The sequence below is a fragment of the Stenotrophomonas sp. MMGLT7 genome (genome assembly GCF_021168555.1).
GTDB lineage: Bacteria > Pseudomonadota > Gammaproteobacteria > Xanthomonadales > Xanthomonadaceae > MMGLT7.
On sequence record NZ_JAJOZS010000003.1, the window covers coordinates 105,378 to 131,257 of the forward strand.

Below are 25,880 nucleotides of genomic sequence, written 5' to 3' on the forward strand. Positions count from 1 at the left end.
TTACGGGGCATCCAGCGTATCCGGATGGTACGCCACCCGGCCGGTGAATGAACGGTCATTCATCTGTCATTGTGCACGCACAGACTGCGCCGGCCCCTCACTCCCCGCGAACGAGACCGATGCGCCACGCCCTGCTGCACCGCCAACTGCTGGCCCTTGCCGTCGCCACCGCCCTGCCGGCCCTCGCCATGGCCGACGACGCCGATACCGCCGACACCGCCGCCCGCGACGTGGTCGCGCTCGACCAGGTCGTCGTCACCGCGCAGAAACGCGCGACGAACCTGCAGGAGACGCCGATCTCGGTCTCCGTCGTGGATGCCGAGGCGCTGAAGGATCGCAGCGCGATCTCGATCGGCAGCCTGTCCGACGGTTCGATCCCGTCGCTGCGGGTGACGCCGTTCGCCACCCGCAGCTCCGCGCTGAACATCGGCATACGCGGTATCGGGGCCTCCGGCGACGCCAACCAGCCCGCGCGCGACGCCGGCGTGGGCGTATACGTCGATGGCGTGTTCATGGGCCGCGCGCAGGGCCTGGGCAGCATGCTCTACGACGTGGAGCGCATCGAGGTGCTGAAGGGGCCGCAGGGCACGCTGTTCGGCCGCAACACCGAGGGCGGCGCGATCAGCATCGTCACCCGGCAGCCCACCGGCGAGTTCGGCGGCAGCGTCAGTGCCGGCGTGTCCAACTACAGCGGCTACAACAGCGGCCTGCACCTGGACCTGCCCAAGGTGGGCGACGTCAGCTTCAAGATCGATGCGGTGCAGGCCAGGCGCGGCGGCACCACCGACAACCCGATGCGCGGCGAACGCGACTTCAACAGCTACGACAAGCGCGGCGCACGGCTGAGCGCGCTGTGGCAGCCCAGCGACGACTTCTCCGCGCTGTACGCGTTCGACCGCTCCTACGACGCCACCACCCCGTACCACACGCAGGTGCTGGTGGCAGGCCCGTACCTGAGCCCGCTGCAGCAGGCCGGCGCCAGCGAGGACCGGCGCGGCGCGTCCATCCTGGGCGGCCCGCAGGAAGACAACATCGGCCGCACCAGCGGCCACCTGCTCAACCTCGGCTGGACGCTCAGCGACAACCTGGAGCTGAAGTCCATCAGTTCCTACCGCGAGCTCACCCAGGGCCAGTTCGACATGGGCCTGGTCGATGCGATTTCCGCCTATGGCGGCCCGGGCACCGCCTTCGGCCGCTACAGCCTGGCGCAGGTGTACCAGCACCAGTACAGCCAGGAATTCCAGCTGATCGGCAACACCTCGCAGGTGCAGTTCCTGGCCGGCGCCTTCTACTACCACGAGACCGCGGGCGACAACGCGCAGACGCCGAACATGCTGCTGTGGGGCCAGGACGGCAACAGCTATACGCTGAACCCGGCGACCAATCCGCTGGACCTGGCCAACGTGCGCATCGATCGCGCCAGCAAGGCGTGGACCGACAGCCTGGGCATCTTCGGGCAGGCCACCTGGACGCCGGCCTCGCTCGATCGCCTGCACCTGACCGTCGGCGGCCGCTACACCCGCGACGACAAGAAGGGCAGCCTCTACATGGTCAACGGCGTGGCCACCGATCTCGCCTTCGACGATGCCTGGGGACGCTTCGACCCGATGGTGAACATCGCCTACGACCTGGGCGACAGCGCGATGGTGTATGCCAAGTACAGCACCGGCTTCAAGGCCGGCGGCGCCAACTCGCGCTCCACCACCTACACCTCCTTCGCGCCGGAGGAAGTGACCGCGTTCGAGCTCGGCTTCAAGTCGCAGTTCTGGGACAACCGTGCGCGCCTGAACCTGGCCCTGTTCGACTCGAAGATCGAGCACAAGCAGATGGACTTCTCGCTGCCGTTCGATCCGGACAGCGGCGAAACCCGCACCACGATGGTCACCACCAACGCGCCCGGCAACGGCACCTCGCGCGGCGCGGAGCTGGAGTTCAGCGTGATGCCGCTGGACAACCTGACCGTCGGCCTGAACTACGCCTACACCAGGATCGATGCGCAGACCGCCGTCGATCCGTTCGGCGCCGGCGTGGAAGTCACCGTGCAGCCGCTGCTGGCCCCGAAGAATGCCGGCAGCGTGTCGCTGGACTACCTGGTGCCGTTCGCCGACTTCTCCGCGCTCAAGTTCCATCTCGACGGCAACTGGTCCGACGGCTTCTACACCAGCGAGTACGACCAGATGCTCACCGACAGTTCGTTCGTGGTGAACGCCCGCGTGGCGCTGATCGACGTGCCGCTGAACGACACCGGTTCGACCATCGCCTTCTCGCTGTGGGCGCGCAACCTGCTGGACGAGGAACACCTGTTCTACAAGCTCAACAGCGCCGCCCTCGGCCAGGCCGGCATCTTCAACGACCCGCGTACCTACGGCCTGGACGTGACCGTCAACTTCTGACCCCCTGGAGGCTCCGATGAAGAACCGAAGCACCGCAATCGCACTCGCCTTGTTCCTGGGCCTGCCGATACTGGCCGGCAGCGGCATTGCCCGCGCAGATCTCCCCGCTAACGATGCCACGACCGCAGCGGCCCGCAGCGGCAACGTGCGGCCGGTGGCCGCCGACGCGCAGCGCCTGGTTCCGCTGCAGGGCGCATGGAACACGCGCAGCTTCGCCGGGCTGCAGGGCAGCCATGGGCCGATCCCGGCCAGCGCGTTCGTCCGCACCTCGGACCTGGGACGCCTGACCGACGCCGACCGCGACGCGCTGGCAGCCGCCGGGGTGACGCTGGATATCGACCTGCGTACCGCCGACGAGCAGGCGCAGTCGCCGGACCGGCTGGCCGACGACGATCGCTTCGACTACCAGCGCATCTCGCTCATGGGTACCGAGAAGATGGACCTGCAGAAGATGATGACGTCCTTCCCGGATTCGCTGGGCGCGGCCTATGTGCAATGGCTCGGCCACAGCCAGCCGCAATTCAAGCAGGTGTTCCAGCGCATCGCCGCCCAGCGCGACGGCACCGTGCTGTTCCACTGCACCGCGGGCAAGGACCGCACCGGCATCGTCGCCGGGCTGCTGCTGGACCTGGCGGGCGTGTCCCGCGCGGACATCGTGCACAACTACGCGATCTCCGCGCACTACCTGGAGGACCAGCCCAAGGACAGCGCAATGAACGCGCAGATCATGGAGCTGGTCAGGCAGAACCCGCAGATCGGGAAGAAGATGGCCGGCATGGCCGGCACCGCGCCGGAGAACATGGAGATGTTCCTGGACGCGCTGCACCGGCAGTACGGCGGCGCGGAGGGCTACCTCAAGTCCATCGGCATCGACGAGGCCGAAATCCAGCAGCTCAAGGCGCGGCTGGGACAGGCCGGCTGAGCGGCGAGCGCGGCCAAGCAGAGCGCGTCCCGCTCCGGCGATGGGACCGGTCGGGCCATGAGATCGCAAGCGATCCGGCCGTTGTCAGCGGGCGGCCGCCGCAATGCTCGACTTCATCTGCCGCCAGCGCATGTACTGCGCCTTCTTCGCGGGCGCGGCATCCTCGTGGCCCTGCAGCCAGAACCGGAACCAGTCGAGGTTGCGCTCGTACACCGCCAGCTTGTGCCTGGGCTGGAACTTCTGGTGCGGCTCGTTGGGGAACACGTACAGATCCGCACGCTGCGAGCGCAGCAGCGGAATCTCGTAGTCCAGCGCGTACAGGTACTCCTGCTCGGAATGCTGGAAGAGGATCGGCGCCCGGATCCTGTCCAGCTTGAATGCCGGCGAGAGCGCCTTCCAGCGCTCCGGGGTCTCGTCCGGCGCCCCGAGTCCCCACATGTCCCGCAGGCCCTGCACGAAGGCGTCGCCCTTCATGCTGCCGTACAGGTAGTAGGACGGCGACACGACCGGATTGGCGACCGATGCGGCGGCCAGCAGGCTGGATTCGGTGGCGGTCCACAGCGTCACCGCGCCGCCGAAGCTCAGCCCGCCCATGCCCACGCGGGCCCGGTCGATCTCGCCCTCCGAGGACAGCAGGTCGACCACGCTCTGCACCGCCGCCAGTCCCTGTCCATGCCGCTCGACCGCATCCAGGGTGTATCCGGGCAACTGGTTGATGCATAGCGCGGCGATGCCGGCCTGCGCCAGCGAGGCCAGCGGCCATTCGTCGCCCACCCCGCCGCGCAGGAAGCCCGGGCAGCTGTAGTAGGTGACGAACAGGGGGGCCGCCGTGCCTGCCTGCCGCCGCGCCGCGTAGAACTGGCCGGTGAACCGCCGCCCCCGGGCGTCGGTCCAGCGCAGCAGCCGCGCCGGCGCCGCATGCGCCATGTCCAGGGCCAGCGCCGCGTTGGGATCGAACAGCACATGGCGCGCTCCGCCGTCCAGGTCGATCCGCTCCAGCCGCGGCGGCCGGTCGGCCTCCGCCGTCACGCACACCAGCGCCTGCTCGGAGACGCCGCACCCGGCCGAGGCATCGCGCCCGCCGTTGACCAGCCCCCTGCCCTGCACGACCGTGCGCACCTCGCCGGTCTCGACGTTCCAGCGATGGATCGACTGCGCCAGCCCCAGCGCGGGATCGGTGACTGTGAACAGCACCTCGGCGTGGCCGGGGCGCCACTGGATCGCGGTGATGGGCCGGCCGGTGCACAGTGCCGAGGTGCAGTGCAGCGGCCGCCGCGCACCCGCGCCCGGCAGCACCGACAGCAGCACATCCGGCCGGTACAGTTGCCCGCTGCCGTCGCCGATGCGCGTCAGCACGGCGACCCTGGCGCCGTTCGGTTCGCGCACGGACTTCCAGGGATCGCCCTCGACGCCGGCTGCGGGAGCGGCCGGCGACGCCCCGGGAGCGGCCTCGCCCGCGGCCAGCGCCCGCTGCGTCCCCGTCGCCAGGTCCAGCGCCGTCCAGCGGTCCGGCACGTCGGCCAGCAGCGCGGCGCGATCGAACCACACCGCGCCGAAGCGCTGCGTGGCCAGGCGCCCTTCGGTACTGCCGGAGCGGAACAGGCCCTGGCCGATCGGCACCGTCGCATCGATGCGGATGCCCTGGTCGTACTCGGCCTGCTCGGCGGCGAGGACCTGCTCGCGGGTGGCACCGACGCTGTACCTGAGCTCCCGCCCGTCGCGGTCCAGGGCGAAGTCGCGCACGTCCGCGGCGTCGCGCGTCACCGCGGCGGCGCCCGACCCGTCCGCCGCCGCGCGCCACACGGCTATCTCGCCGTCGACCAGCGCGCGGTAGTAGATCCAGCGACCGTCGGGCGACCACAGCGCGGTCGCGGGCAAGGCGCCGCCGGCCGAGTCGCGCAGCGGCACGCCGCCCTCGGCGACCCGCCTGGGCAGGGGCTCGCCCAGCCCCTGCACGTACCAGACGCTGTCGTAGGTGTTGCGCTCCAGCGACGCCTGCTCGACGCGGAACGCCACGCTGCGGCCGTCCGGCGAGACGGTCGGAGTGCCGAGATCGACCACTTCCAGCAGCCGTCGCGGCGTGACGTCCTGTGCCTGGCAGACGCTCGTCCAGCTCGCCGCCAGCGCGCCTGCCGCCAGCAGGCCCCGCACGATGCACTCAGACATGGGACAGGCACACCTCTCTGCGACGGTCAGGGAACACGGACGACGCCGTGCGCGCGGCGGGCATCACCAGTGCTTGGACACGGAAAGGCTGACGAAGCGGCCGATCGCCGAATAGTTGGTCGAGTCGTAGGGCGCCACGTACAGCGGCGAGGTGACCGCGTACGACGGCGGGTCGCGATCCAGCGCGTTGTCGATGGACAGGCCGAACTCCAGCCCGGACCAGGCATCGCCGCGCGTACCGGTGGCATAGCGCAGCGCCGCGTCGAAGGTGGTGAACGAGGCCGACTCGACGCCGTCGACCCGGTTGCTCACCCCGCCGCGGTAGTTGCCGAACAGCGAGCCGGTGAACCCGCCCTGCCTCCACACGGCGCCGGCGCGGCCGCTCACCCTGGGCGGGTTGAACAGCGTGCCCGCCAGGGCATGGTCCGGCTGGCCCGGGAGGGTCCGCTGCGTGCTGTCCAGCCAGTTCGCCGCGCCGCGCAGGGTCAGCGAGCCGCCCGCCACCTCGATCCGGTACGACCCGGACAGGTCCACGCCCTGGACGTCCTGCCGCGCCACGTTGGCGTACTGCGTGTAGATGATCGCCGCCACCTTGGCCGGGTCGTAGGGCGCGCCGGCGAAGTTGTGGAACGTGCCCGCCGCGGCGATGACGTCCGCCTGCGCCTGCGTCGTCGGCGCGAGATCGACGAAGGGCGCGTAGATCGCGTTGTTCAGCGCCTGGCTGGAATTGGCGATCGGCTGGATCACCCGGTCGCGGTAGTCGATGTGGAACCAGCTCAGCTCGGCCTCCAGGCCGCGCACGGCCTCGGGGTGGTAGGCCAGCGACAGCGAGCGGGTGTCCGCCCGCTCCGGCTCCAGGTTGCCGTTGCCGCCGTCGAGCACCAGCACGGTCGCATCGGCCGGATAGCCGCTGCCGCCGAAGCTGGCCGGGCCGAACAGCCACGCATTGGCCGCGTAGTTGCGCTCGAACAGCGTGGGCGCCTTGAACGACTTGCCCCAGGAGGCCTTCAGGGTGACGTCGGCGTTCGGGCCATAGACCACGCCGAACTTGGGCGTGGTCACGCCGCCGAAGCTGCTGTAGTCCTCGCCGCGCATCGCGGCGGTGAGCTCCAGGCGCTGCACGCCACGGACCTGCTGCGCGGGACCGACCAGCGGCAGGTTGAACTCCGCATACGCGAACCGGGCGCTCTCGCTGCCGTCGATCGTCTCGGCGCCGGTGACGTGGTCGACGTTGCGGAACTCGTTCTTGCGGTAGCCCACGCCGGCCGCCAGCCGCGCATCGCCCGCAGGCAGCGCCAGCAGCGGCCCCTCGGCACCCAGCTCGTAGCTACGGCTGTCGTTGCAGTAGCACACGTCGGTGACGGCCGCCGCGCCGGTGGCCGTCACCGTCTCCAGCCGGTACTGGTCGTGCTCGCTCCGGCCGGACGTCGCGCCGAGCGACAGCGTCCAGCCGTGCGGCAGCCAGGCCTCCAGGCTGGGCGAGACCAGCGTGGTCGTGGTCTGCGGCGTGACCCGGCTGTTGCGGCCGCCGATGTTGTACAGGTGCAGCTGGTCGCGCTCGCTGCGCAGGGCGTCCAGGCGCAGCTCGGCAACCTCGCCCAGCGACTGGTGCGCGCTGATCAGGCCGCTGCGCAGGTCGCTGCCCGGATACAGCGTCGAGGGATCGACAAGTTGCTCGGCGTAGCGGCGCTGGCGGCTGTAGATGGGATCGACCGAGACGTCCTGGTAGGTGGCGATCAGGCCGCCGCTGCGCCAGGTGGTGCCGGCGGTGACGGCGTACTCGCGGCTGGCCAGCCCGCCCTGGGTGGCTCGCCCGAAGCGGGTGCCGACGGTCACGCCGTCGTACTCGCGCTTGAGGATCACGTTGCCGACGCCGCCCACCGCATCGGAGCCGTAGATCGCCGAGGCGCCGTCGGCGACGATCTCGATGCGCTCCACCGCCTCCACCGGGATCGCACTGATGTCCACCGACTGGGTGAAGCCACCGTAGGCCATGCGGCGCCCGTTGAGCAGGGTCAGGCTGGCATCGGCTCCCAACCCCCGCAGGTTCAGCCCCGACCCGCCGGTGATGTTCTGGTTGGCGTTGCCGGCACCGGCCAGGTTGCCGCTGAGCACGCCCGGATTCTGTCCGCCGGAGAAGTTCTGCGGAATGCTGCGCACGACTTCGCCCAGATCGGCGAATCCCTCCTCGCGGATCCGCTCGGCGCCGAGCGCGACCACCGGCGATGGCGTCGAGCCGCCGCGGATGCGGGTGCCGGTCACGGTGATGGTATCGAGCGTGCTGCTGTCGCCGGCGTTCGCCGCCGCGCCGGGACCGGCCTCGCCCGCCGCCGCGCCATCGCCGACCGAGATCGTGCTGCCGTTGACCTGGCGAACCGCCAGCCCGCTGCCGGCCAGCATCGCCTGCAAGCCGTCGAGCGTGCCGTAGCTGCCCTGCAACGGATGCGTGACGATGCCGGCCACCCGGTCCTGCGAGAACACCAGGGTGATGTCGGCCTGCTCGGCGAAGGCGTTCAGGGCCGCGGCGGCGGGCTGGGCCGGAACGTCGAAGCGCCTTGCGGCGCCGGCCTCCTGCGCCTGCGCGCCGGGCATCGCGGCAGCGACACCGAGGGCGACGGCCAGGGCATTGCGGAGGATGTCGTGCCGGACGTTCTTCATCACGGGATGGCCTTGCATGGTGGCGTTGTCTCCGCGGAGCTGGATTCGGGTTCCCGGCATCGCACCGGTTCAGTCATGGAGACGGGCCATGCGTGCGTTTCCGCCACTCCCACCCGCAGCTTGCTCCGGGCCAGACTGCGGCTACGGCATGCAGCTCGCGCGCGGACAGATCAGGTAGGTCCCGTCGCGCGCCCGCCGGTAGCCGAGCCGGGTTCCAGCGAGCAGCAGCGTCAACCCGCGATCCACCGTGTAGCGTCCCCTCAGCGCGTGCGTGCGGTCGTCGGCGACCAGGTCGTAGGAGAAGATCAGCGTGATGTCCGCCTGCCGGGCGAACGCGTTCAATGCCGGCCCCGCCGCCTGCGCGGGAATGTCGAACCGCACGTCGGCCGCGGCGGTGGGCGCGCACGCCGCCAGCAACAGGGGCAGCGCCAGCCGCGAGAATACGCGCGAGAGTGCAACGGCGGTTTCCATCCGGCCAGCTCATCCAGGGAGGCGGCGCCAAGGCGCCGGTCACTGGTAGACGGGAGCCGGGGCGTTTTCCGCCATTGCGCCGCCGCGCCGGTGCCGGCCCGTGCGTGCCCGCCCGCGCCACGACAGGCGGGTCACTGGCGTGTCGATGACGTGGAGGCCCGCGCCTGCAGGTAGACCAGGTGATCGGACGTGCGATGCACGGTGATCGGGAACGCGTTGGTCAGCGCCTCCAGGAAGCCGTCCACGTCGCCGGTGCGGAAGCGCCCGCCCACGCGCAGGTCCTGGATGCTGGCGTCGGCCACGACCAGCCGCGTATCCGTGTAGCGGTTCAGTTCGGCGATGGCCCGCACCAGCGGCTCGCCCTCGAAGACGATGGCGCCCTCGCGCCAAGCCAGCGCATTGGAGACGCTCGCCGGGGCGATCGTGGCCACCGGCGAAGCGGCGGCCGCCTCGAAGCGCTGCCCGGCGCCCAGCTCGCTCGGCGCAACGGCGCCGGACCCGGGCCCGGCGGCGGTCTTGGCCGGCGAGCCCGCCTGCGATGTGACCTCCACCCTGCCCTCGGTGACGATGACTTCCACGTCGCGGCTGTCGCGCAGGCGCACGTTGAACTCGGTGCCGACCGCGCGCACCACGGTATCGCCGGCCTGCACGAAGAACGGGCGTTCGCCGTCGTGTGCCACCTTGAACAAGGCTTCGCCCTTCTCCAGCTGGATGACGCGCCTGCCACGGCTGAAATGCGTCTCCAGGATGGTGTTGGTATTGAGCTGGACCACCGAGCCATCGGCCAGCGCGACGCTGCGCTGCTGCCCCACCGCCGTGGCCAGCGTCTGCGACTCGCTGCCGTGCTGGTACCAGGACAGGCTGCCGGCCACCACCGCCACCGAGGCGGCCATCGCCCACGGCACCAGCTTGCGCAGCCTGCTGCGCATCGGCTTCGGCGCGGCCCTGGCGTACAGGCGACGTTCCTCGGCCACGAAGGTGGCGACCTTTTCCTCGCGCTTGGCCTCGGCCAGTTCGTCCAGCGACTGCCACACGCCGCCCAGTTCCTCGAACGCGCGGCGATGGCGCGGATCGCGCCGCAGCCATTGCTCGAATTCGACCCGCACCTCGGGGGCCACGTCCTCGTCGTCCAGCCGCCACACCCAGGCCGCGGCTTCCTCTTCCAGCTCGGCCAGGCTGCGGAACTTCAGCACGTCGCTCATCGGCCGTCTCCTTCGTCCCTGCGCCGGCGCGCCGGGCGGCCCTCGCCCATCGATGCGACATCGCCCGACAGGCCATGGTCGCGCAGGTGGTCCCGGCACCGCACCAGGCCCTTGGCGACATGCTTCTCGATGGTGCTCTGCGAGATGCCCAGCACCGCACCGATCTCCGCCTGCGACAACTTGTAGACCTTCCTCAACACGAACACGCGCCGGCAGATCGGCGGCAAGCTGTCCACCGCCGAACAGAACGCCTCGAACCGACGGCGCGCATCCAGCTGCTCTTCGAGCTGGGGGCCATCGGAAGAGACGCCCAACGCATCGAAATCCGCCACCGCATCGGTGGCGCGGCTGACCCGGCGGCGGCCCAGCTCGACCGCCAGGTTGTGGGCGATGGTGATCAGCAGCGCCTTGGGCGACTCGACCGCGGCGTAGTCCTGGATGCCGTAGATGCGCAGGTACGTGTCCTGGATGACGTCCTCGATGTCCTCGGCGGAGTTCAGGTACTTGCGCAGGTACTGCTGCAGCATCTGCCGATGGCAGAACACCTGGTTGAGGAACCATTCGTGGCGGTCGGACGACATGATCGCGGGCGGCGGCTGACAGGCGGCGGTCGCCCCCATGGAACCGCGACGCTGCCTCCATGTAAAGCGGAAACCCGCCTGCAACCGCTTGTTTTCACGAATGAAGCGCCGGAGTGGCGGAAGTTCGCCGGTCGCCCGTCTTCATGGGGTTGAGCCTTGCCCGCACCATCGGCGGCAGGCGCAGGGAGCACGCCTGGACCACCGGGAACCGCGACCGCCGCGAGGCCCTGCGCCTCGCGGCCGCAAGCGTGCCGCCGCGGCTACTTCAGGCCGTCGAGGAAGCCCAGCAACGCCCGGTTGAACGCCTCGGCGTGGCTGGCGTTGCAGCCATGCGGCGCGCCTTCGATCAGCACCAGCTCGCTGCCGGCGATCGCCTCGTGCGTGCGCTTGCCCGATCCCTCGAACGGCACCGTGCCGTCGGCATCGCCATGCAGCACCAGCGTGGGCACGTCCACCTCCTTCAGGTCCTGGCGGAAGTCGGTGGTGCCGAACGCCTTCATGCAGCCCAGCGCGGCGGTCTGGTCGGACTGCAGGCACAGCGCCAAGGCCTCCTGCCGCTGCGCCTCGCTCACCTTCAACTCGCCGTTGGCGCTGAAGAACTCGCGGGTGAACTGGTCGAAGAACTCCTCGCGCGAGGCCTTCAGGCCGTCCTCCATCTCCTTGGCCTTGTCCTCGGTCAACGGGCCCTCGGGGTTGTCGTCGCTCTTGAGCATGTACGGCGGCACCGCCGCGGCGAACACCACCGCGCCCAGGCGCGAGGTTCCGTAGTTGGCGACGTAGCGCGCGACCTCGCCGCCGCCCATCGAGAAACCGACCAGCGTCGCGTCCTCGAGCTCAAGGTCCTCGACCAGCCCGGCCAGGTCGGCCGCGAGGGTGTCGTAGTCGTAGCCGTCCGACGGCTTGTCCGAACGGCCGAAGCCACGGCGATCGTAGGTGATCACGCGGTAGCCGGCGTCCTTGAGCGGGCCGACCTGCGCCTTCCACGACTCGCCCGACAGCGGCCAACCGTGGATCAGCACCACCGGACGACCGGAGCCGCCGGAATCCTCGACATGCAGGCGAACGCGATTGGGGCTGGCTGACATGGTCGACTCCTGTGGGATAAGTCGTCCCATGGTGCAGAAGCGCGCATAGGGCGCACGTGAGCGAGACGTTCCCGCCGCGTCAAGACCGTGGCGGACAGCGCCGGGAGCCGAGTTGCCGGATAGGGGCTATCCGGGGCAGGGATGTCGGCGGCACCTCAAGGCCAGGCGGGGGTTCTGCGGTCGAAAGCGGCTGCACCCGGAAGGCTCGGCGCAGCATCCCTCAGCGGCAGCGTGGTCTTCCCCTGAGGACGGGCGGAGCATGGCGCGACGGTGATCGGCCGGTCATGGTCTGTGGCGCCCAGGAGCAACTGTTCAGCGCAACCCGCGATTGCTAAGGTCGGCACCCCGATCCTTCGCGGTTGAAACGACCTGCATGCGCCCGTTGCTTTCCCAGTCACTCACCGCGCTGGTCCTGTGCGTGCTGGCCGCCTGCGCCAGCTCGGCAGGTCGTCCGACTGCCGCCTCAACGGGAAATGGGCCTTTCACCCATCCGATCGACCGCGCGGCGAATGCACCGCTGGTCGCACTGGGAAACGACGGCCTGCTGCACTACGGCCTTTATCGCGAACGGGACGGTGCCGAGCCTCGCCATATCGTGCCGGACTTCTCGCGTGCCGGCTATCGCGGCGGCGGCGTGGCGCTGCCGGCGCGTGGGGACCTGCCCGTGCGCTTCGTCCTCACCCCGTCCGGTAAAGGCGACGACCATGCGCGCATCCAGCAGGCGATCGATGCCGTTGCCGCACTGCCGCCGGACAGCCGCGGCGTACGAGGCGTGGTGGTATTGAAGCGTGGCCGCTACACCATCGCCGAGGGCCTGGTCATCCGCGCCGGCGGCGTGGTGCTGCGTGGCGAGGGCCGGGGCGCCCACGGCACCGTGATCCGTTCCACGTACGCGGGCAGGCAAGGCAGGATCATCGAGGTAGGCAACCGCGAACCTGCGGTACCGCAGGCCGCCGCGGATGCGCGACGGTCGCCGATCAGCGCGAAGATCGTGCCGGTGGGAGCGATGCGGGTTCCCCTGCAATCGACGGCCGGCTACCGCGTCGGCGACACCATCGCCATCGCGAGGGAGCCCAACGCCGCATGGGTCGGTGCCGGCGGCATCGACACGGAACGCTACGGCTGGGCGGCCAAGGACTACGTGATGTACTACGAGCGTGTCGTCACCGCCGTGGATCACGACACCTTGAGCCTGGATGCGCCGGTGGTGGATGCCATCGAGCGCCGCTTCGGCGGCGGCAGCGTCTACCGCACCGATGTCGCACGGATCGGCGAGGCAGCCGTCGAGGACCTGCGGCTCGAAGGCAACCCCGATACCGGCACCGCCCTGGGTACGCCCGACACCGGCCCCTACACCGCCATCCACTTTGGCGGCGTGCGCGATTCCTGGGTGCGCAACGTCACCGTGCGCTATGTCTCGCACGGCATCACCGCCCACAACGGCGCGCACTTCAACACCTTCGAGGACCTGGCCTACCTGGACCCGCGCTACGGCAGGACCCAGGGCGTGCGGCGCTACGTGTTCGACTACGAAGGCAACGCCGCCTTCAACCTTACCCAGCGCTGCTATGCCGAGCAGGGACGGCACAGCTTCGTGACCGGCGCACGCGTGCCCGGCCCCAACGTGTTCCTGGATTGCCTGGCCGTGGACGCAACCAATGACAGCGGCCCCCACCATCGCTGGGCCACCGGCACCCTGTACGACAACACCCGCGACCAGCAGCTGCGCGTGCAGAACCGACGCAGGAGCGGCTCCGGACATGGCTGGGCCGGTGCCCAGCAGATGTTCTGGAACACAGGCAGCGCCCATTACGTGTTGCAGGCACCGCCGCATGCGATGAACTGGAGCATGGGACAGATCGGCGAGGTGGCGGCCGGCAAGTTCCCGCCCGAGGAGCCGTCTGGCATCGTGCAGTCCCCGAAGCAGGTATTGACGCCACGCAGCCTCTACCTGCAGCAGCTGCAGGATCGCCGCGGCGAACAGGCGGTGCTCAACGTGACCAGCGCTGCGCAGCGGCAGGGGCGTGTATGGGATGACCTGGCGTCGCGGCGGGGAGAGTAGCGGCAACCATGTGGCATCCGCCGCGTCCGCTCCCGCACAGGCGAGGAGGAAGATCACCCCAGTGGCGAATCATGCTCCGCCAGGAATGCATGCCGCACCTGGATCAATCCGGAAAACAAGCGGTCCATCCTGCGGCGGTACGGCTTCCGTCGGCAATTGCCCGATCTGCACCATGATCCGCAGCCGCTCTCGACCCAATCTTCATCAATGCGAATCATCACCCCTTAGCCTTCGCGCGATGATCCGGGGAGCACAGCCGATGCCGATCCGCGCCAGCCACGCCCCGCTCCGACGCAGCGCCGGCACAAACCGGCTGGGGGACCGAGCGGTGCCTGCCGCGCTGCCAGCCATGGCCCACCGGCCACCGCATGACTGGCGCGATACTACTCATCGACTCACCGGAGAAATGCCATGAACACCTACCAGCACGTCGCCACCGAACGGCTCGACATCGCCTACCTGGAATGGAATCCGCAGGCAGACCGAACGGCCGTCCTGCTGCACGGCTGGCCGGACAGCCCCGAATGCTGGAAGAACGTCGCGCCCATCCTCGCCGAAGCGGGCTACCGCGTGCTGGTCCCGGCGCTGCGCGGCTTCGCGCCGACGCGGTTCCGCGACGCCGCCACACCGCGCAGCGGGCAACTGTCCGCACTGGGGCGCGACCTGCTGGACTTCATCGACGCGCTGGCGCTGGAGCATCCCGCCTTGATCGGCCACGACTGGGGCGCACGGGCCGCCGCCAATGCCTGCGGCCTGCGCGAGGACGTGGCCTCGCACCTGGTGCTGCTGTCGGTGGGCTACGGCACCAATGCCCCGGACCAGCCGATGTCGCTGCAACAGGCGCGCAACTACTGGTATCACTGGTTGATGGCCACGCCGCGCGGCGCGCGCGTGGTGCGGGAAGAACGCGAGGCGTTCACCCGCATGATGTGGGATACCTGGGCGCCCGAGGGCTGGTACGCACCCGCCGACTTCGACGAAGCGGCACGGGCATTCCATGGCGAGGACTGGGCCGAGGTGGTGCTGCACTCCTACCGGCATCGCTGGGGCTTCGCCGAGGGCGACCCGGCCTATGCCGGCGACGACGCGCGCCTGTACCCGGCGCCCGTGCTCGCGGTGCCGACGCTGGTGCTGCATGGCGGAGCGGATACCTGCAACCGCCCCGACACGTCCCTGGGCCGGGAAGCATTCTTCCAAGGCCGCTACGAACGGCAGGTGCTCGACGGCATCGGCCACTTCCCGCAACGCGAGGCCCCGCAAGCCGTGGCCAATGCCATCGTACGGTTCTGCCAGCCTGCATGAATCCCGTTTCCGGGCGCGCGGGCGCAATCGCGCGTTCTCCGTTCCTGCAGGAACGCGGAGGAACCGGGATGTATCGGCTTACCGCGAGCTGTCGACGGCGAAACGCTGCTGTGATGGAAAGTGCATTTTGACCCCGGTTCCGTAACGGGGTCACTCCAATGGCGAGTCATGCTCGGCCAGGAATGCATCAAGCCTGGTCTTCTGCTCGTCGTCCAACGCATCATCCAGGGCCCGCAGGGATTTCAGCCAGTCGGCGGTGTCCTGCACCATGGCCTCGTTGATGCGGGCCATGTAGTCCATGTAGTCCAGCTCATCGGACTCATCGGGGCTGGCATCGTCCGTCGCGAGCGATCGCGTACGCAGCATGGGCGCGGCGGTTTCCGCTTCGAAGGCGCGCCAGTACGCAAGCTGTGCCGGACGCGGCTGGAGCGTGCGCTGCAACTGCGCGCGGCGCTCCAGCCAGCCCGCCAGCGCCGCCGTTATCGGGTCGGCTTGCGCCTCCTGACGTTCTGGCGCACTCCATGCAGCGCCACCAGTGCCGTGGAAAGCGCCGCACCCAGCAGCACACGCGCCAGGACGAGGTTCATCGGGCATCTCCCACGAACATGCGATCGATCCGCTCGCGTTGCGAGGCATCCACCTGCGTGTACAGCCAACGCAGCGTGTCGACCCACAGACGCTGGTCGCTGGCTTCCGCCGCGCTGGAGGTATTGAGCAACTCGAGCTGATCCAGCTCGCGGGTCGGCTCGTGCGCCTTGGCATCCAGGTAGATCTGCGCGCCACGGATATGCAGCCCCGCCAACCGCTGCTCGACCTGCCGCCAAAGCCCGGCCTGATCGTCGCGAATCCCGACCACCTTCCGCAGGCCGTCCAGTTGCTCCTTGCGCATCCGCGCGATGTCTTCCATGTACGCCGCGCGATCCTGCACGCTCGACGGCTCGTCTTCCGCGTGAACGATCGAGGAAACCAGGAGCGCCGGGACGACAAGGAAAGGAAGACAACGAATACAGCGTCTACGCCAGGCAGCCAAATCCATGTTCGATTTATCGGGGGAAAATCTTTTTTATCTTAGGCCGCGCAAGGTCACCCTACAAGAATGACACCTTGTTAAGAACCGGACGGATTCGCACGCACCGGTGGCGGAAGGGCACCTGCCCACGAGTCTGTCCCCATGCTTCGCCAAGCCGACTCCAAGCAAGGAACTCGAAACAGGGGATCTGGATAAACCAGCCGTTCGAACCATGTATCTCCCCGTCCCCCTTTTCCCGGCGTCAACACCGCTGCGGATGCACTGGCGCGGCGAGCCCGCCGAAGAGAAAGCCCCACCTCCTTGCCCATGTCCGATCCCTGTAACATCCGGGCCAGGGAGGCCGCCATACGCAGACATGGAGTTCCGCTATGAGTGCCACCCACTCCAAGAATGAATTGCTGTACAGGCAGGTCAGGCGCGCCCTGCAATCGGGTCGCTACGTCCCAGGGCAACGGATAGACCCAGCCACGCTCGCCACGGAATTCGACACCAGCACCACGCCCGTCCGCTTCGCCCTGTATCGCCTGGTCGGCGAAGGCCTGGTCGCCGATCATGCCCGCAACGGGTTGCACGTCCCACTGCTCACCGAAGTCGCCATGCGCGACCTCTACGACTGGATGCAGCGCCTGCTGCTGATGGCATGCGACATCGGCTTCGCATCGACGGCCCGGAAAACCACACAACCGGAGTTGGCCCCCACCGACGACGATGTGGTGAAGCTGACCTGGAAGCTGTTCGATGCGATCGCCCGCGCTACCTCCCATCGATCCCTGCACCGTGCCGTGAAGCAGGCCAACGGCCGGCTGGCGCCGATACGGCGGGCCAAGCAGGAGCTGATCGAGAACGCCTGCGAAGAGCTTTCGGCACTGGACCGGCATTGGCAGGCCCGCGACATCCCGGCCCTCAGATCCGCATTACGCGACTATCACGAACGCCGCAAGCAACTCGTCCCGCGCATCGTGGCCGCGCTGAGCGACGGCAGCGACTACCTCCACTAGCAACACGCCCCTCGGCCAGCGACGCTCCGGCCGCCCGGCCGATACGGTTGGCGCCTGGCTGGCGTCTCCGGCTGCGCCGCACCTGAATCCGGCATTGCACGACAAGCATCACAGTCCCAGACAATCAACAGATTACAGCCGAATAATCATTTGAAAACAAAAAGTCCTGCTTCCTACGCTGCGCCTGTCATGGGACGTCCATGACGCAACCGAAGGAGACAGCGATGGATACGAACCAGAACACCCGCACCAACACGGCGGAAGACCTGATCGTGCTTGGCGTCGCCAGCGTCGAGACGAAAGGACAGATGGGCATCACCGAGAACTTCGGCGCCGTTCCCCTCGACGGCATTTCCGATGCATGACCAACCAGGTGCGCCGAAAGGCGCACCTCTTGGCAGGTATGAAGAAGATGATGCCTCTCAAACTGCATGACGACCTGTCGTACTGCAAAGTCGATGGAAACCTGATCTTCCTCGACATCCAGAACGATCGCTACTTTCGGTTATCGACCGATCTGGAGTCGTGTTTCGTCAATTATCTGGAAGGCGATGACGGCTCGCACCGTGCAATCCAGAGACTGATCGAACATCGGATCCTGATCGGCGCGGCGACCGACGCAGGCCGAATCCCTGTATCGCTGCCAGGAAGTCCAACACGCAGCGCAATGGAAGAACAGGTATCCACCCATCGCACGAGCATCAGCGAAGTCCTGGACACTTTCGCGATTGTCTGCTCGACACAGCTGTTGCTGAAAACCCGCAGGCTGAAGCATGTCCTCGCCCGACTCGCCTCCTATCGTGAGAAACGAGTGCCTCAAGCCTTGATCTCTCATCAAGACAAGTCACGCACGCTGGATGCTACCGCTGCCTTCCGCAGCACACGCCCGTACGTCCCGATCGACACGTGCTGCCTGCTCGACTCAATCGCGCTGGTCAAGTTCCTGGCCAAGCGCGAGCTTGCAGCGAAGCTCGTCTTTGGCGTTACTGCAACCCCATTCTCGGCGCACTGTTGGGCGCAATACGAAACCACGGTGCTCAACGACACCGTGGGACATGTACTCGCTCATACGCCAATCCGGGTGATCTGATGTGCGGCGACTACATCGCAATTCTGGGCCACGGCATGGCAGAGATCGTGGCACCCGCTTCTCCGCTGGCTGACATACTCGGCACCATGAGCACATATGTCCGTTATGCATCGGACACGATGGTATTGTTCTGCGGGGAGGACGTTTCGACGCTATCTCTACCTGACGGCAGCATTCTCCTCGGCAGCCTCTTCACCCGCGACGGAATTTCCCTGGATGAGGAAGCAGGACTGCCAGCGCTCACCAGCCAGGCTGCAACCCGGCAACACATCATCGAGAAATGCTGGGGTTCCTATCTTCTGATCCAGCCCGACATGGAGGGTTCCGGCGAGCTCACGATAACCCGTTCTCCAGCCGCTGCCGGCGCTCTCCCATGCATCTACTCGATCAGGAATGGATCTGGATTCCTGACATCCGACATCTCCCTGGCAGTCCAAGCCAACCTCTATCGGAAGCGGATCGACTGGGATTTCATGATCCGCCGCCTGAAGCATCCACATATCAAAATGCAGCGCACCGCATTGGCCGAAGTCGCCGAACTTCTGCCCGGATGCTCGTTGAGCCTGCATGGCACCACTCCCCTCTCTATCGACCAAGCGTGGTCTCCTTGGCACTTCGTCATTCCCGAACGTCGTCAATGCGACCCGCGCGAGGCAGCAGCTCGGATTCGTCATGCCGTCGCAAGTTCCATTCACGCATGGGCGGCCACGGACAGGGCGATCTTGCTGGAGCTTTCCGGCGGGCTGGACTCGTCCATCGTTGCCGCCGGCCTGAGCGACTGCCATGCACGCGTCACCTGCTGCAACCTGGCAACCCCTGTTCCGGGCGTGGACGAGCGGCATTACGCGGGACTGATGGCCAGCCAACTCGGCACCGGACTTCACACCGAGCAATTGGATCTCGACCGGGCACGCCTCGATTTCGACATATCTGCCTCTTCCGTCGCCCCTGGCATGGGACCGCTGCAGTACGCCATCGACCGGACGATGGAGGATCTTGCCGAACGACATGGGGCCACTGCTTACTACTCGGGAGGCGGGGGAGATTCCGTGTTCTGCTATCTACGAACTGCTGCACCCGCTGCCGATGCGTTCAGAGCACGAGGGCTGGGAGACGCGATCACCGCGGCCAAGGACTTGTCCAGCCTGCACCAATGCACACTCTGGAAGGCTGGCCGCCTGACGCTATCCAAGCTGAGGCGGCCACCGACGTCGCCTTATCGCGAGGATGCCACGTTCATCGCACCAGGGACGGCCAGCACCAGCCCGGAGCCACATCCATGGTTCGCTGCTCCTGACGACGCGCTGCCGGGAGACAGGGAGCGAATCTTCGACCTGGCGGGGAACCAGCTCTTCCAAGACCAAGCCGCACGGGGCTCCAAGCGTCCCCTGCGTTTTCCGTTGCTATCCCAACCTGTAATGGAAGCCTGCCTCCAGGCACCCAGTTGGATGTGGATTTCCGGGGGCAGGAATCGTGCGCTTGCAAGAGATGCGTTCTCCGACACCCTGCCTTCCGAAATCGTGAACCGCCAAAGCAAGGCCACGTACATGAGCTACCTGGGCGCTGTGTACGAAAGAAGCAAGCATGAAATCTCGGACTTTCTGCTCTCCGGCCGACTCCAGTCCCAAGGCCTCCTGGACAGGCGCGCCATTGCCGCCTTCCTGGCGACGCCGCTGGCGCCACGAGATCAAACCTTCCTCAGGATGTTCGATCTCTGCATGGTCGAGAACTGGGTACGCCATCAGCCCTAGCGGACTTTGCGCGTACCGTGCATGGCTTCTCGCATCACGCGCCAAATGGCGTATTGGGGCGCCTTTCCTGGGTTCGGATCCTCCAGGCCCAGCAACCAGAACCGGAACCAGTCCAGGTTGCGCTCATACACGGCAAGCTTGTGTCGCGGCTGGAACTTGTTGTGAGGTTCATGGGGAAAGACATAGACGTCCGCCTTGCTGCTCCGCATGAGCGGAATGGCGTAGTCGAGTCCATGCATGTATTCCTGCTCCGGGAGCTGCAGCAGGATGGGGGCACCGATCATCCCCAGGTTCAAGGTCGGTGAAATCCGTTGCCACTGCGATGGCGTTTCGTCCAGCGTACCCAGTTGCCAGTTCCCCCGCATCAGTGACAAGAAGGGGTCGCCGATATTGCTGCCCAGCAGGTGATACAGCGGCGAGGTAGTAGGTGATGCCATTGATGCGGCCGCGAGTACGTCGGAATGGATCAGCGTCCACATCGTCACTTCACTGCCGAAGCTGATGCCACCCATGCCTATCCTGGCCTTGTCGATACGCCCTTCCGAGGCGAGCCGCTCGATCACGCTTTCAACCGCTGAAAGGCCGAGATCGTAGCGCTCGCCGGCATCGGCAGGGAACGAAGGAGCGTTGATGCATAGAGTAGAAATCCCCTGCTCTGCCAGAGTGGCCAGCGGCCACTCATCACCTGATCCTCCCCGCGTAAAGCCCATGCACCGGTAGTAGGTCACGAACAGGGCCGGCGGTGTGTCGCCGGTCGGGCGTGCCGGGTAGAGCTGCCCCGAGAAATACCTCCCCTTCGCATCCGTCCAACGAAGCAGTTGCGTCGGGATCCCGGAAAGATCGTGGGTCAGGCTTGCATTGGGATCGAACAAGACTTGGCGCGCCCCCGTCTGCAGATCGACCCTTTCCAGCCGCGGGGGACGACTCGCGTCGGCAGTCACGCATGCCAGCGCCGCATGCGATACGCCACAGGTACCCGGCCCCCAGCGTCCTTCGCCACCGAACATGCCGCTGGAAGAGGCGACCGGGTAAACAGCACCAGTGACGACATTCCAGCGGTAGATGGATTGTGCGAATCCCGCATCGTACGGGGTGACAGTGAAGACCACATCGTCGCTTCCGGGCCGCCACTGGATCCCGCTGATCTCCTTGCCAGTGCATGGCTCGGCCGAGCACTCAACCCATCCATGCGCCTTCCTGTCCGGCAGCACCCCCAGGACGACACGTGGCCGATCCGTCGTTGCATCCGTGCGCGTCAACAGCGCGACACGCCCGTGCTCGCGCTCAGGTTCCAGCTTCCAGGCGTTGTCCACGTGTCCCGCAAGGTCCGAGACTGCCAATGCCACCGGCGGCCTTTCGGATGGATCGATATCCCGCACGGTACCGTCAGCCAGGTCCACCGCCTGCCAACGATCAGGCGAAGCGGCCGTGAGAGCAGTGCGGTTGAACATGAGCCCCAGACGCTGGGTAGCAGGACGCCCCCCGGTATAGCCGGATCGGAACAGGTTCTGTCCCAGGGGCGTGGCCTGGTCGATACGGATGCCGCGGTCGTACTCGGCCTGCTCCACCGCGGCCACCGCTTCGCGGGTCGGCCCCACGCTGTACTTCAGCACGTTGCCGTCGGAACTGAGCGAAAAGTCCCTCACGTCCGCCCCGCCCCCGGTTACGCGTTCGGCGGCAGTGCCGTCGGCCGATGCGCGCCAGACGTCGATCCGGTCGCCCAAGCAGGCGCGATAGTAGATCCAGCGCCCATCTGGCGACCAGACCGGAATGGCCGGCTCGGTGTTGCCAGCCGAGTCCCGCAGGGGGATACCTCCGTCGGCAACGCGGCGCGGCGGCGACGTTCCGTCCATCCGCTGGATGTACCAGGCGGCATCGTAGGTATTGCGCTCGATCGATGCCCGCAGCACCCGGAATGCAACATGCTCGCCATCAGGCGATACCACGGGGCTACTGAAGTCCGCGATCTCCACAAGCTGTCGTGGCGAGACCGCGAACACCAACGGGACGGCGGCCAGAGTGCCCAGCGACACTCCCAGGACATGCCTGAGGATGGCCTTCACCCAAACGAACCTCATGACCTCACTCCTGTGTCGATACAGCAATGCACGGCCCTGTCCATGAAATGGATTCACCAATGCTTCGAGACAGCGAAACCGAGATAGCGGCCGATCGCCGTGTAGTTGGTCGAGTCGTAGGGCGCATACGTCCGCGAAGTGACCGCGTACAAGGGCGGCGCCCGATCGAACACGTTCTGCGCCGACAGTTCCAGCGTCAGACCGGCCCATGCATCCACACGCTCTCCGGTGGCGTAGCGCACGGTGGTATCGAACGTGGTGAACGAAGCCCCCTTCCTGCCGTCCGCAGTGTTGGTCACCCCGCCCTTGTAGTTGCCGAACAGCGATGCGGTGAAGCCGCCCCAGTGCCAGATCGCGCCGATCCTGCTGCTGGTCTTCGCTGGATAGAACAACGTACCGGTGAGATCGTAGGCCGGCTGGGCCGACGAAACCTGCCGCGTGCTGTCCAACCAGCTGGTCGCGCCGCGGATCGTCAGCTGGCCTTGGGCCAGATCGAAACGATAGCTCCCCGACACATCCACCCCCCTGGCCCGCTGCCTGGATGTGTTCACGTACAGGTTGCTCGCGATTGCGACCACCTTGCCGGGATCGTAGGCAACCCCGGTGGCATTGATGAACCTGAAGGTCTGGAGCAGATCGGCCTGCTCAGCAGCGGATGGCGCATCGATGATGAATTCGGCGAACGCCGGATTGCTCAATGCCTGTGCCGGGACGAGAGGCTGCACCACGCGGTCGGTGTAGTCGATGTCGAACCAACCCACCTCCGCTTCCAGGCCGGCAAACGCCTCGGGATGGAATGCGAGCGAGGCGCTCCAGGTTCGCGCGCGTTCGGGCTGCAGGCCGGTACTCCCGCCACCGATGAAGAGCACCGTCGCATCGGGCGCGTAGCCCGTTCCGCCCAGCATCGCGGCGGGGAAGAGGATGGCGTCACGCGCCAGGTACTGCTGCGACAGCGTGGGCACCTTGAACGACTTGCCCCAGGAGGCCTTTGCCGTGAAATCGGCGCTGGGGCTATAGACCAGGCCCAGCTTTGGCGTGGTGACCCCGCCGAAGCTGTCGTAGTCCTCGCCCCGGACCGCACCGGTCAGTGCCAGGCGATGTACACCGGGAACGGCCTGCTCCGGACCGATAAATGGCAGGCTGAGTTCGGCATACGCAAAGCGGCTGCCGATATCCCCATCGACCTGCGTATAACCGCTGATCAGGTTGCGGTTCTGGAAGGCATTGTTCCTGTAGCCGGCGCCGACCGCGAGCCGTGCATCGCCACCGGTCAACGGGAACAACGGCCCCTCGGCACCGATCTCGTACGCCCGGCTGCGATTGCGATAGGCGGTGCGGGAAAGCGTCGATACACCGGTCGCCGCGGTTACCACCGTATAGTCGACACCGGTGCTTTCCTTGCCCCAGGTTCCGCCGATCGACAAAGTCCAGTCGTTGGGCAGGAAGACATCTACGCCGGGCGCTACCAGCGAGGTCGTCGTCTCCGGCGCGTTGTGCTCGTAGTTGCTCGCGTAGGCCAGGTCCGTAGTGATCCCGCGTTCCGTCCTGAACGTGTCCAACCTGAACTCGCCAACCTCCCCCAGCGACTGGTGCACGCTGAGCAATCCACTTCTCAGGTCACCCGCCTGGTGAAGCGTCGAAGGCGCATACATGTCCTTGGCGTAACTGCGCTGATCCGCACGGATCGGTTCGTTCTCGCTCTTCTTCCACGTCGCGATCAGCCCACCAGTCGACCAAGTGGTGCCACCCGTCACCGTGTACTCGCGCGTGGTCAACCCGCCATCGGTAGCGGTGCCGTAGCGTGCCCCGATCTCCACGCCATCGAAGTCACGGCGCAGGATCACATTGCCCACGCCACCCACCGCATCGGAACCATAGATGGCGGACGCGCCGTCGGCGACGATCTCGATGCGATCCACGGCCTCGACAGGAATGGCACTGATGTCCACCATCTGGACGAAGCCGCCGTAGGACATCCGCCGGCCGTTGAGCAACGTCAGGGACGCATCCTGGCCGAGGCCACGCAGGTTCAGGCCCGAGCCTCCGGTAATGTTCTGATTGCCCTGCCCTCCTCCCGTAGCGCCAGCCGCGATACCCGGGTTCTGGCCGCCGGAGAAGTTCTGCGGCAGGCTGCGGATCACCTCGCCCAGATCGGTGAAGCCCTCCTCCCGGATGCGCTCGCTGCCGATGGTGATCACCGGCGAGGGCGTCGTGCCGCCGCGGATGCGCGTGCCGGTGATCGTTACAGCCTCCAGATCGACTGCCGCCAATGCCGCTTGCGGCACGGACCTTGATGTAGTCGTGGAGGATGCAGGATGGTCTTTCGAGCCGGAGCCATCCTCCGCTGGCTCGTTCAAGATGGTCGCGCCCGTTGCGACCTCTTGGGCCGGGGCCAATCCGGTCGCTCCGGTGGCTGTCGCGAACAAGGCGACGGAAAAGGCATTGCGCAAAGTGCTTGTCTTCATGCTGCGTGTTCTTCCCCTTATTGACGCCTTCCAACCGCTGCCCGACCGCAGGTCTAGCTCGCACACCCGCAGCCAAGCCATCGCCTCAGCGTCGTGGCTTCGTCTCCTCTTGCCTATGCCAGCGCGCTTGCCCCATGCGCCAAATTGCCAGGCAAAAGATCCATAGCTACGATAAACGTAGCTACGTTAAAACTACGTTTTACGTAGTATCGGTGTCAAGTGCTTGTCCGGCACGTTGTGCGCGTCGAAGCCAGACAAGCACGCATGACCGAGAAACGGCCTGGCAACATCTACGGACGCCGCCTACGCGAGGCGCGGGAGAGTTATGGCTATTCCCAGGCCGAATTGGCGATCGCGATAGGACTTGATGTGTCTTCCGTAGCACCCAGCATCAGCCGCTACGAGAACGGCGTTCACCAGCCCAAGCTGGGGATGCAGCGACTGTTCGCGCAGGCGTTGGAACTGCCACTGGCCTACTTCTATACAGTGGACGACGAAGAGGCGCGACAGATCGCGAACTCTGAGCGTAGCGACAAGCCGGTACAAAGGCTCATCGAGATCAAGAAGCAGAAGATGATGATGAGGAGAAAGCGGAAATAAGAACTTCCAAGAGCTATGGGTGGCTACAGACTGCCCGTTCGTGCTTGCCTAACACTTATTGCCCTAGTTCAAGCCTGACCAGCGAGTCATCCGGCCCATCTTTCTGTCTTCCCGCGCCAGGTAATACGCTCGACCCGAACATGCATCGCTTTGCCGCTAACTAACTACGTTTAACGTAGTATCGCGGCCGCACGTGTATCTGGATGCTTCCACGCATGGAAGTTCAGAACACATGCCGACGTGGCTGACAGGAAATCGCTTCCCGTCTATAGCCGTCGGCTGCGCGAGGCGCGAGAAGCCCGCGACATCTCGCAACGTGCCTTAGGCATCAAGGCAGGCCTGGACGAGTTCGTCGCCAGCACGCGCGTCAATCGCTACGAAACGGGTGTACACCAACCCGATCTGCAGACACTGCAACGCCTTGCAGCGGTCCTCCAGCTACCGGTGGCCTACTTCTACGCTGAAGACGACGAACTAGCGCAGCTGATTGCCAACTTCAAAGGGCGAAACAAGGGCAAGCGCTGATAGGAAGCCGCCAGTGTAGCCAAGTCAGGGTACCTGCCGACCAGGACAGTGACATATTGGCTTAACTACCAAGAAGCAAGCCTTCTCTAGTTTGTTGAGGTAGGACAATTCCGACATGGCTTCGCGGCGGACACCGATAGTCGGTTACCGACGGAAAACAGCATCCTCAATCCCGCCAGCAACGCGCGATCCCCGTCTCCCCCGGGTAGCCAAACGCGCGGGCCGGGGAACGGAGCACCCCGGCCGCTGGCCCCTCGACAATGTGTCTTCCAACTTGATTTCCCCTCCCTCAGGGTCGACAGCCCAACGAGGGATGCTGCTGGTAACGCCGATTCAATGCTCACGTTCATTGGACTCCATAACCGCTCTAGAAAAAGGCTCATCGAAACCGATCAAAGAGCCCATGAAGGGCAAGCCCATTGAGTGCGGCCAACCCCCGGTGATACGGTGGCATCCGGCTAAGTCCGTAGAAAAAGGAGCATGCTTAGGTACGGGAATTAA

The 25,880-nt window shown here is 66.5% G+C and carries 20 protein-coding genes; 10 read left to right on the forward strand and 10 right to left on the reverse strand.

Annotation, left to right across the window (positions count from 1 at the left end):
• The first annotated feature begins 119 nt into the window (after positions 1 to 119).
• Together LRX76_RS05250 and LRX76_RS05255 are read left to right on the forward strand one after the other, a co-directional pair.
• Positions 120 to 2,393: a TonB-dependent receptor gene (locus LRX76_RS05250; RefSeq protein ID WP_231802830.1), complete on the forward strand. Its 2,274-nt coding sequence runs from the start codon at positions 120 to 122 to the stop codon at positions 2,391 to 2,393.
• Between the two features lie 16 nt (positions 2,394 to 2,409).
• Positions 2,410 to 3,315, forward strand: coding sequence for a tyrosine-protein phosphatase (locus LRX76_RS05255; RefSeq protein ID WP_231802832.1), 906 nt, complete (start codon positions 2,410 to 2,412; stop codon positions 3,313 to 3,315).
• Between the two features lie 84 nt (positions 3,316 to 3,399).
• Here the strand turns inward: LRX76_RS05255 and LRX76_RS05260 are convergent, their stop codons facing one another.
• The 6 genes from LRX76_RS05260 to LRX76_RS05285 all read right to left on the reverse strand — a co-directional run bounded on the left by LRX76_RS05260 (position 3,400) and on the right by LRX76_RS05285 (position 11,478).
• Positions 3,400 to 5,481 (reverse strand): Atxe2 family lasso peptide isopeptidase, encoded by a 2,082-nt coding sequence (locus tag LRX76_RS05260; RefSeq protein WP_231802834.1) that lies wholly within the window; start codon positions 5,479 to 5,481, stop codon positions 3,400 to 3,402.
• Between the two features lie 63 nt (positions 5,482 to 5,544).
• Positions 5,545 to 8,157, reverse strand: coding sequence for a TonB-dependent receptor (locus tag LRX76_RS05265; RefSeq protein ID WP_231802836.1), 2,613 nt, complete (start codon positions 8,155 to 8,157; stop codon positions 5,545 to 5,547).
• Positions 8,158 to 8,280: 123 nt separating this feature from the next.
• Positions 8,281 to 8,610: an STN domain-containing protein gene (locus LRX76_RS05270; RefSeq protein WP_231802838.1), complete on the reverse strand. Its 330-nt coding sequence runs from the start codon at positions 8,608 to 8,610 to the stop codon at positions 8,281 to 8,283.
• A gap of 131 nt (positions 8,611 to 8,741) precedes the next feature.
• Positions 8,742 to 9,812: a FecR domain-containing protein gene (locus tag LRX76_RS05275; RefSeq protein WP_231802840.1), complete on the reverse strand. Its 1,071-nt coding sequence runs from the start codon at positions 9,810 to 9,812 to the stop codon at positions 8,742 to 8,744.
• On the reverse strand, positions 9,809 to 10,393 hold the full coding sequence (locus LRX76_RS05280; protein WP_231802842.1) for an RNA polymerase sigma factor: 585 nt from the start codon (positions 10,391 to 10,393) through the stop codon (positions 9,809 to 9,811). Before LRX76_RS05280 ends, LRX76_RS05275 begins: the two co-directional genes overlap by 4 nt.
• 260 nt (positions 10,394 to 10,653) lie before the next feature.
• Positions 10,654 to 11,478, reverse strand: coding sequence for an alpha/beta hydrolase (locus LRX76_RS05285; protein WP_231802844.1), 825 nt, complete (start codon positions 11,476 to 11,478; stop codon positions 10,654 to 10,656).
• Positions 11,479 to 11,860: 382 nt separating this feature from the next.
• Here LRX76_RS05285 and LRX76_RS05290 point away from each other — a divergent pair, with 382 nt between their 5' ends.
• Together LRX76_RS05290 and LRX76_RS05295 are read left to right on the forward strand one after the other, a co-directional pair.
• Positions 11,861 to 13,540, forward strand: a complete 1,680-nt coding sequence (locus LRX76_RS05290; protein WP_231802846.1) for a hypothetical protein — start codon at positions 11,861 to 11,863, stop codon at positions 13,538 to 13,540.
• Positions 13,541 to 13,951: 411 nt separating this feature from the next.
• On the forward strand, positions 13,952 to 14,842 hold the full coding sequence (locus LRX76_RS05295; protein WP_231802847.1) for an alpha/beta hydrolase: 891 nt from the start codon (positions 13,952 to 13,954) through the stop codon (positions 14,840 to 14,842).
• A 150-nt stretch (positions 14,843 to 14,992) separates the two neighbouring features.
• Here LRX76_RS05295 and LRX76_RS05300 read toward each other — a convergent pair whose 3' ends face one another.
• A complete protein-coding gene (locus LRX76_RS05300) occupies positions 14,993 to 15,436 on the reverse strand; it encodes a Spy/CpxP family protein refolding chaperone (RefSeq protein ID WP_231802848.1) in 444 nt (147 codons plus the stop codon).
• Positions 15,426 to 15,878, reverse strand: a complete 453-nt coding sequence (locus LRX76_RS05305) for a hypothetical protein (RefSeq protein ID WP_231802849.1) — start codon at positions 15,876 to 15,878, stop codon at positions 15,426 to 15,428. Before LRX76_RS05305 ends, LRX76_RS05300 begins: the two co-directional genes overlap by 11 nt.
• Positions 15,879 to 16,240: 362 nt before the next feature.
• Here LRX76_RS05305 and LRX76_RS05310 point away from each other — a divergent pair, with 362 nt between their 5' ends.
• From LRX76_RS05310 to LRX76_RS05325, 4 genes are all read left to right on the forward strand, one after another.
• A complete protein-coding gene (locus LRX76_RS05310) occupies positions 16,241 to 16,870 on the forward strand; it encodes a GntR family transcriptional regulator (protein WP_231802850.1) in 630 nt (209 codons plus the stop codon).
• 224 nt (positions 16,871 to 17,094) lie between these two features.
• The gene (locus LRX76_RS05315) at positions 17,095 to 17,235 is read left to right on the forward strand and encodes a benenodin family lasso peptide (protein ID WP_231802851.1); all 141 of its coding nucleotides are present in this window, start codon (positions 17,095 to 17,097) and stop codon (positions 17,233 to 17,235) included.
• Positions 17,232 to 17,960 (forward strand): lasso peptide biosynthesis B2 protein, encoded by a 729-nt coding sequence (locus LRX76_RS05320; protein ID WP_231802852.1) that lies wholly within the window; start codon positions 17,232 to 17,234, stop codon positions 17,958 to 17,960. The genes LRX76_RS05315 and LRX76_RS05320 overlap by 4 nt, the downstream gene beginning before the upstream one ends.
• Positions 17,960 to 19,711, forward strand: a complete 1,752-nt coding sequence (locus LRX76_RS05325) for an asparagine synthase C-terminal domain-containing protein (RefSeq protein ID WP_231802853.1) — start codon at positions 17,960 to 17,962, stop codon at positions 19,709 to 19,711. The genes LRX76_RS05320 and LRX76_RS05325 overlap by 1 nt, the downstream gene beginning before the upstream one ends.
• Here LRX76_RS05325 and LRX76_RS05330 read toward each other — a convergent pair.
• The gene (locus tag LRX76_RS05330; RefSeq protein WP_231802854.1) at positions 19,708 to 21,789 is read right to left on the reverse strand and encodes an Atxe2 family lasso peptide isopeptidase; all 2,082 of its coding nucleotides are present in this window, start codon (positions 21,787 to 21,789) and stop codon (positions 19,708 to 19,710) included. The genes LRX76_RS05325 and LRX76_RS05330 overlap by 4 nt on opposite strands.
• Before the next feature lie 53 nt (positions 21,790 to 21,842).
• Positions 21,843 to 24,254, reverse strand: a complete 2,412-nt coding sequence (locus LRX76_RS05335) for a TonB-dependent receptor (RefSeq protein WP_231802855.1) — start codon at positions 24,252 to 24,254, stop codon at positions 21,843 to 21,845.
• A 264-nt stretch (positions 24,255 to 24,518) separates the two neighbouring features.
• Between LRX76_RS05335 and LRX76_RS05340 the strand changes: the two genes are divergently transcribed.
• Entirely contained in the window at positions 24,519 to 24,854 is a 336-nt protein-coding gene (locus tag LRX76_RS05340) for a helix-turn-helix transcriptional regulator (protein ID WP_231802856.1), read from the forward strand.
• Positions 24,855 to 25,094: 240 nt separating this feature from the next.
• Positions 25,095 to 25,379 carry a helix-turn-helix transcriptional regulator gene (locus LRX76_RS05345; protein ID WP_231802857.1) on the forward strand — a complete coding sequence of 95 codons (285 nt, stop codon included), beginning with the start codon at positions 25,095 to 25,097 and terminating at the stop codon, positions 25,377 to 25,379.
• The last annotated feature ends 501 nt before the right edge of the window (positions 25,380 to 25,880 follow it).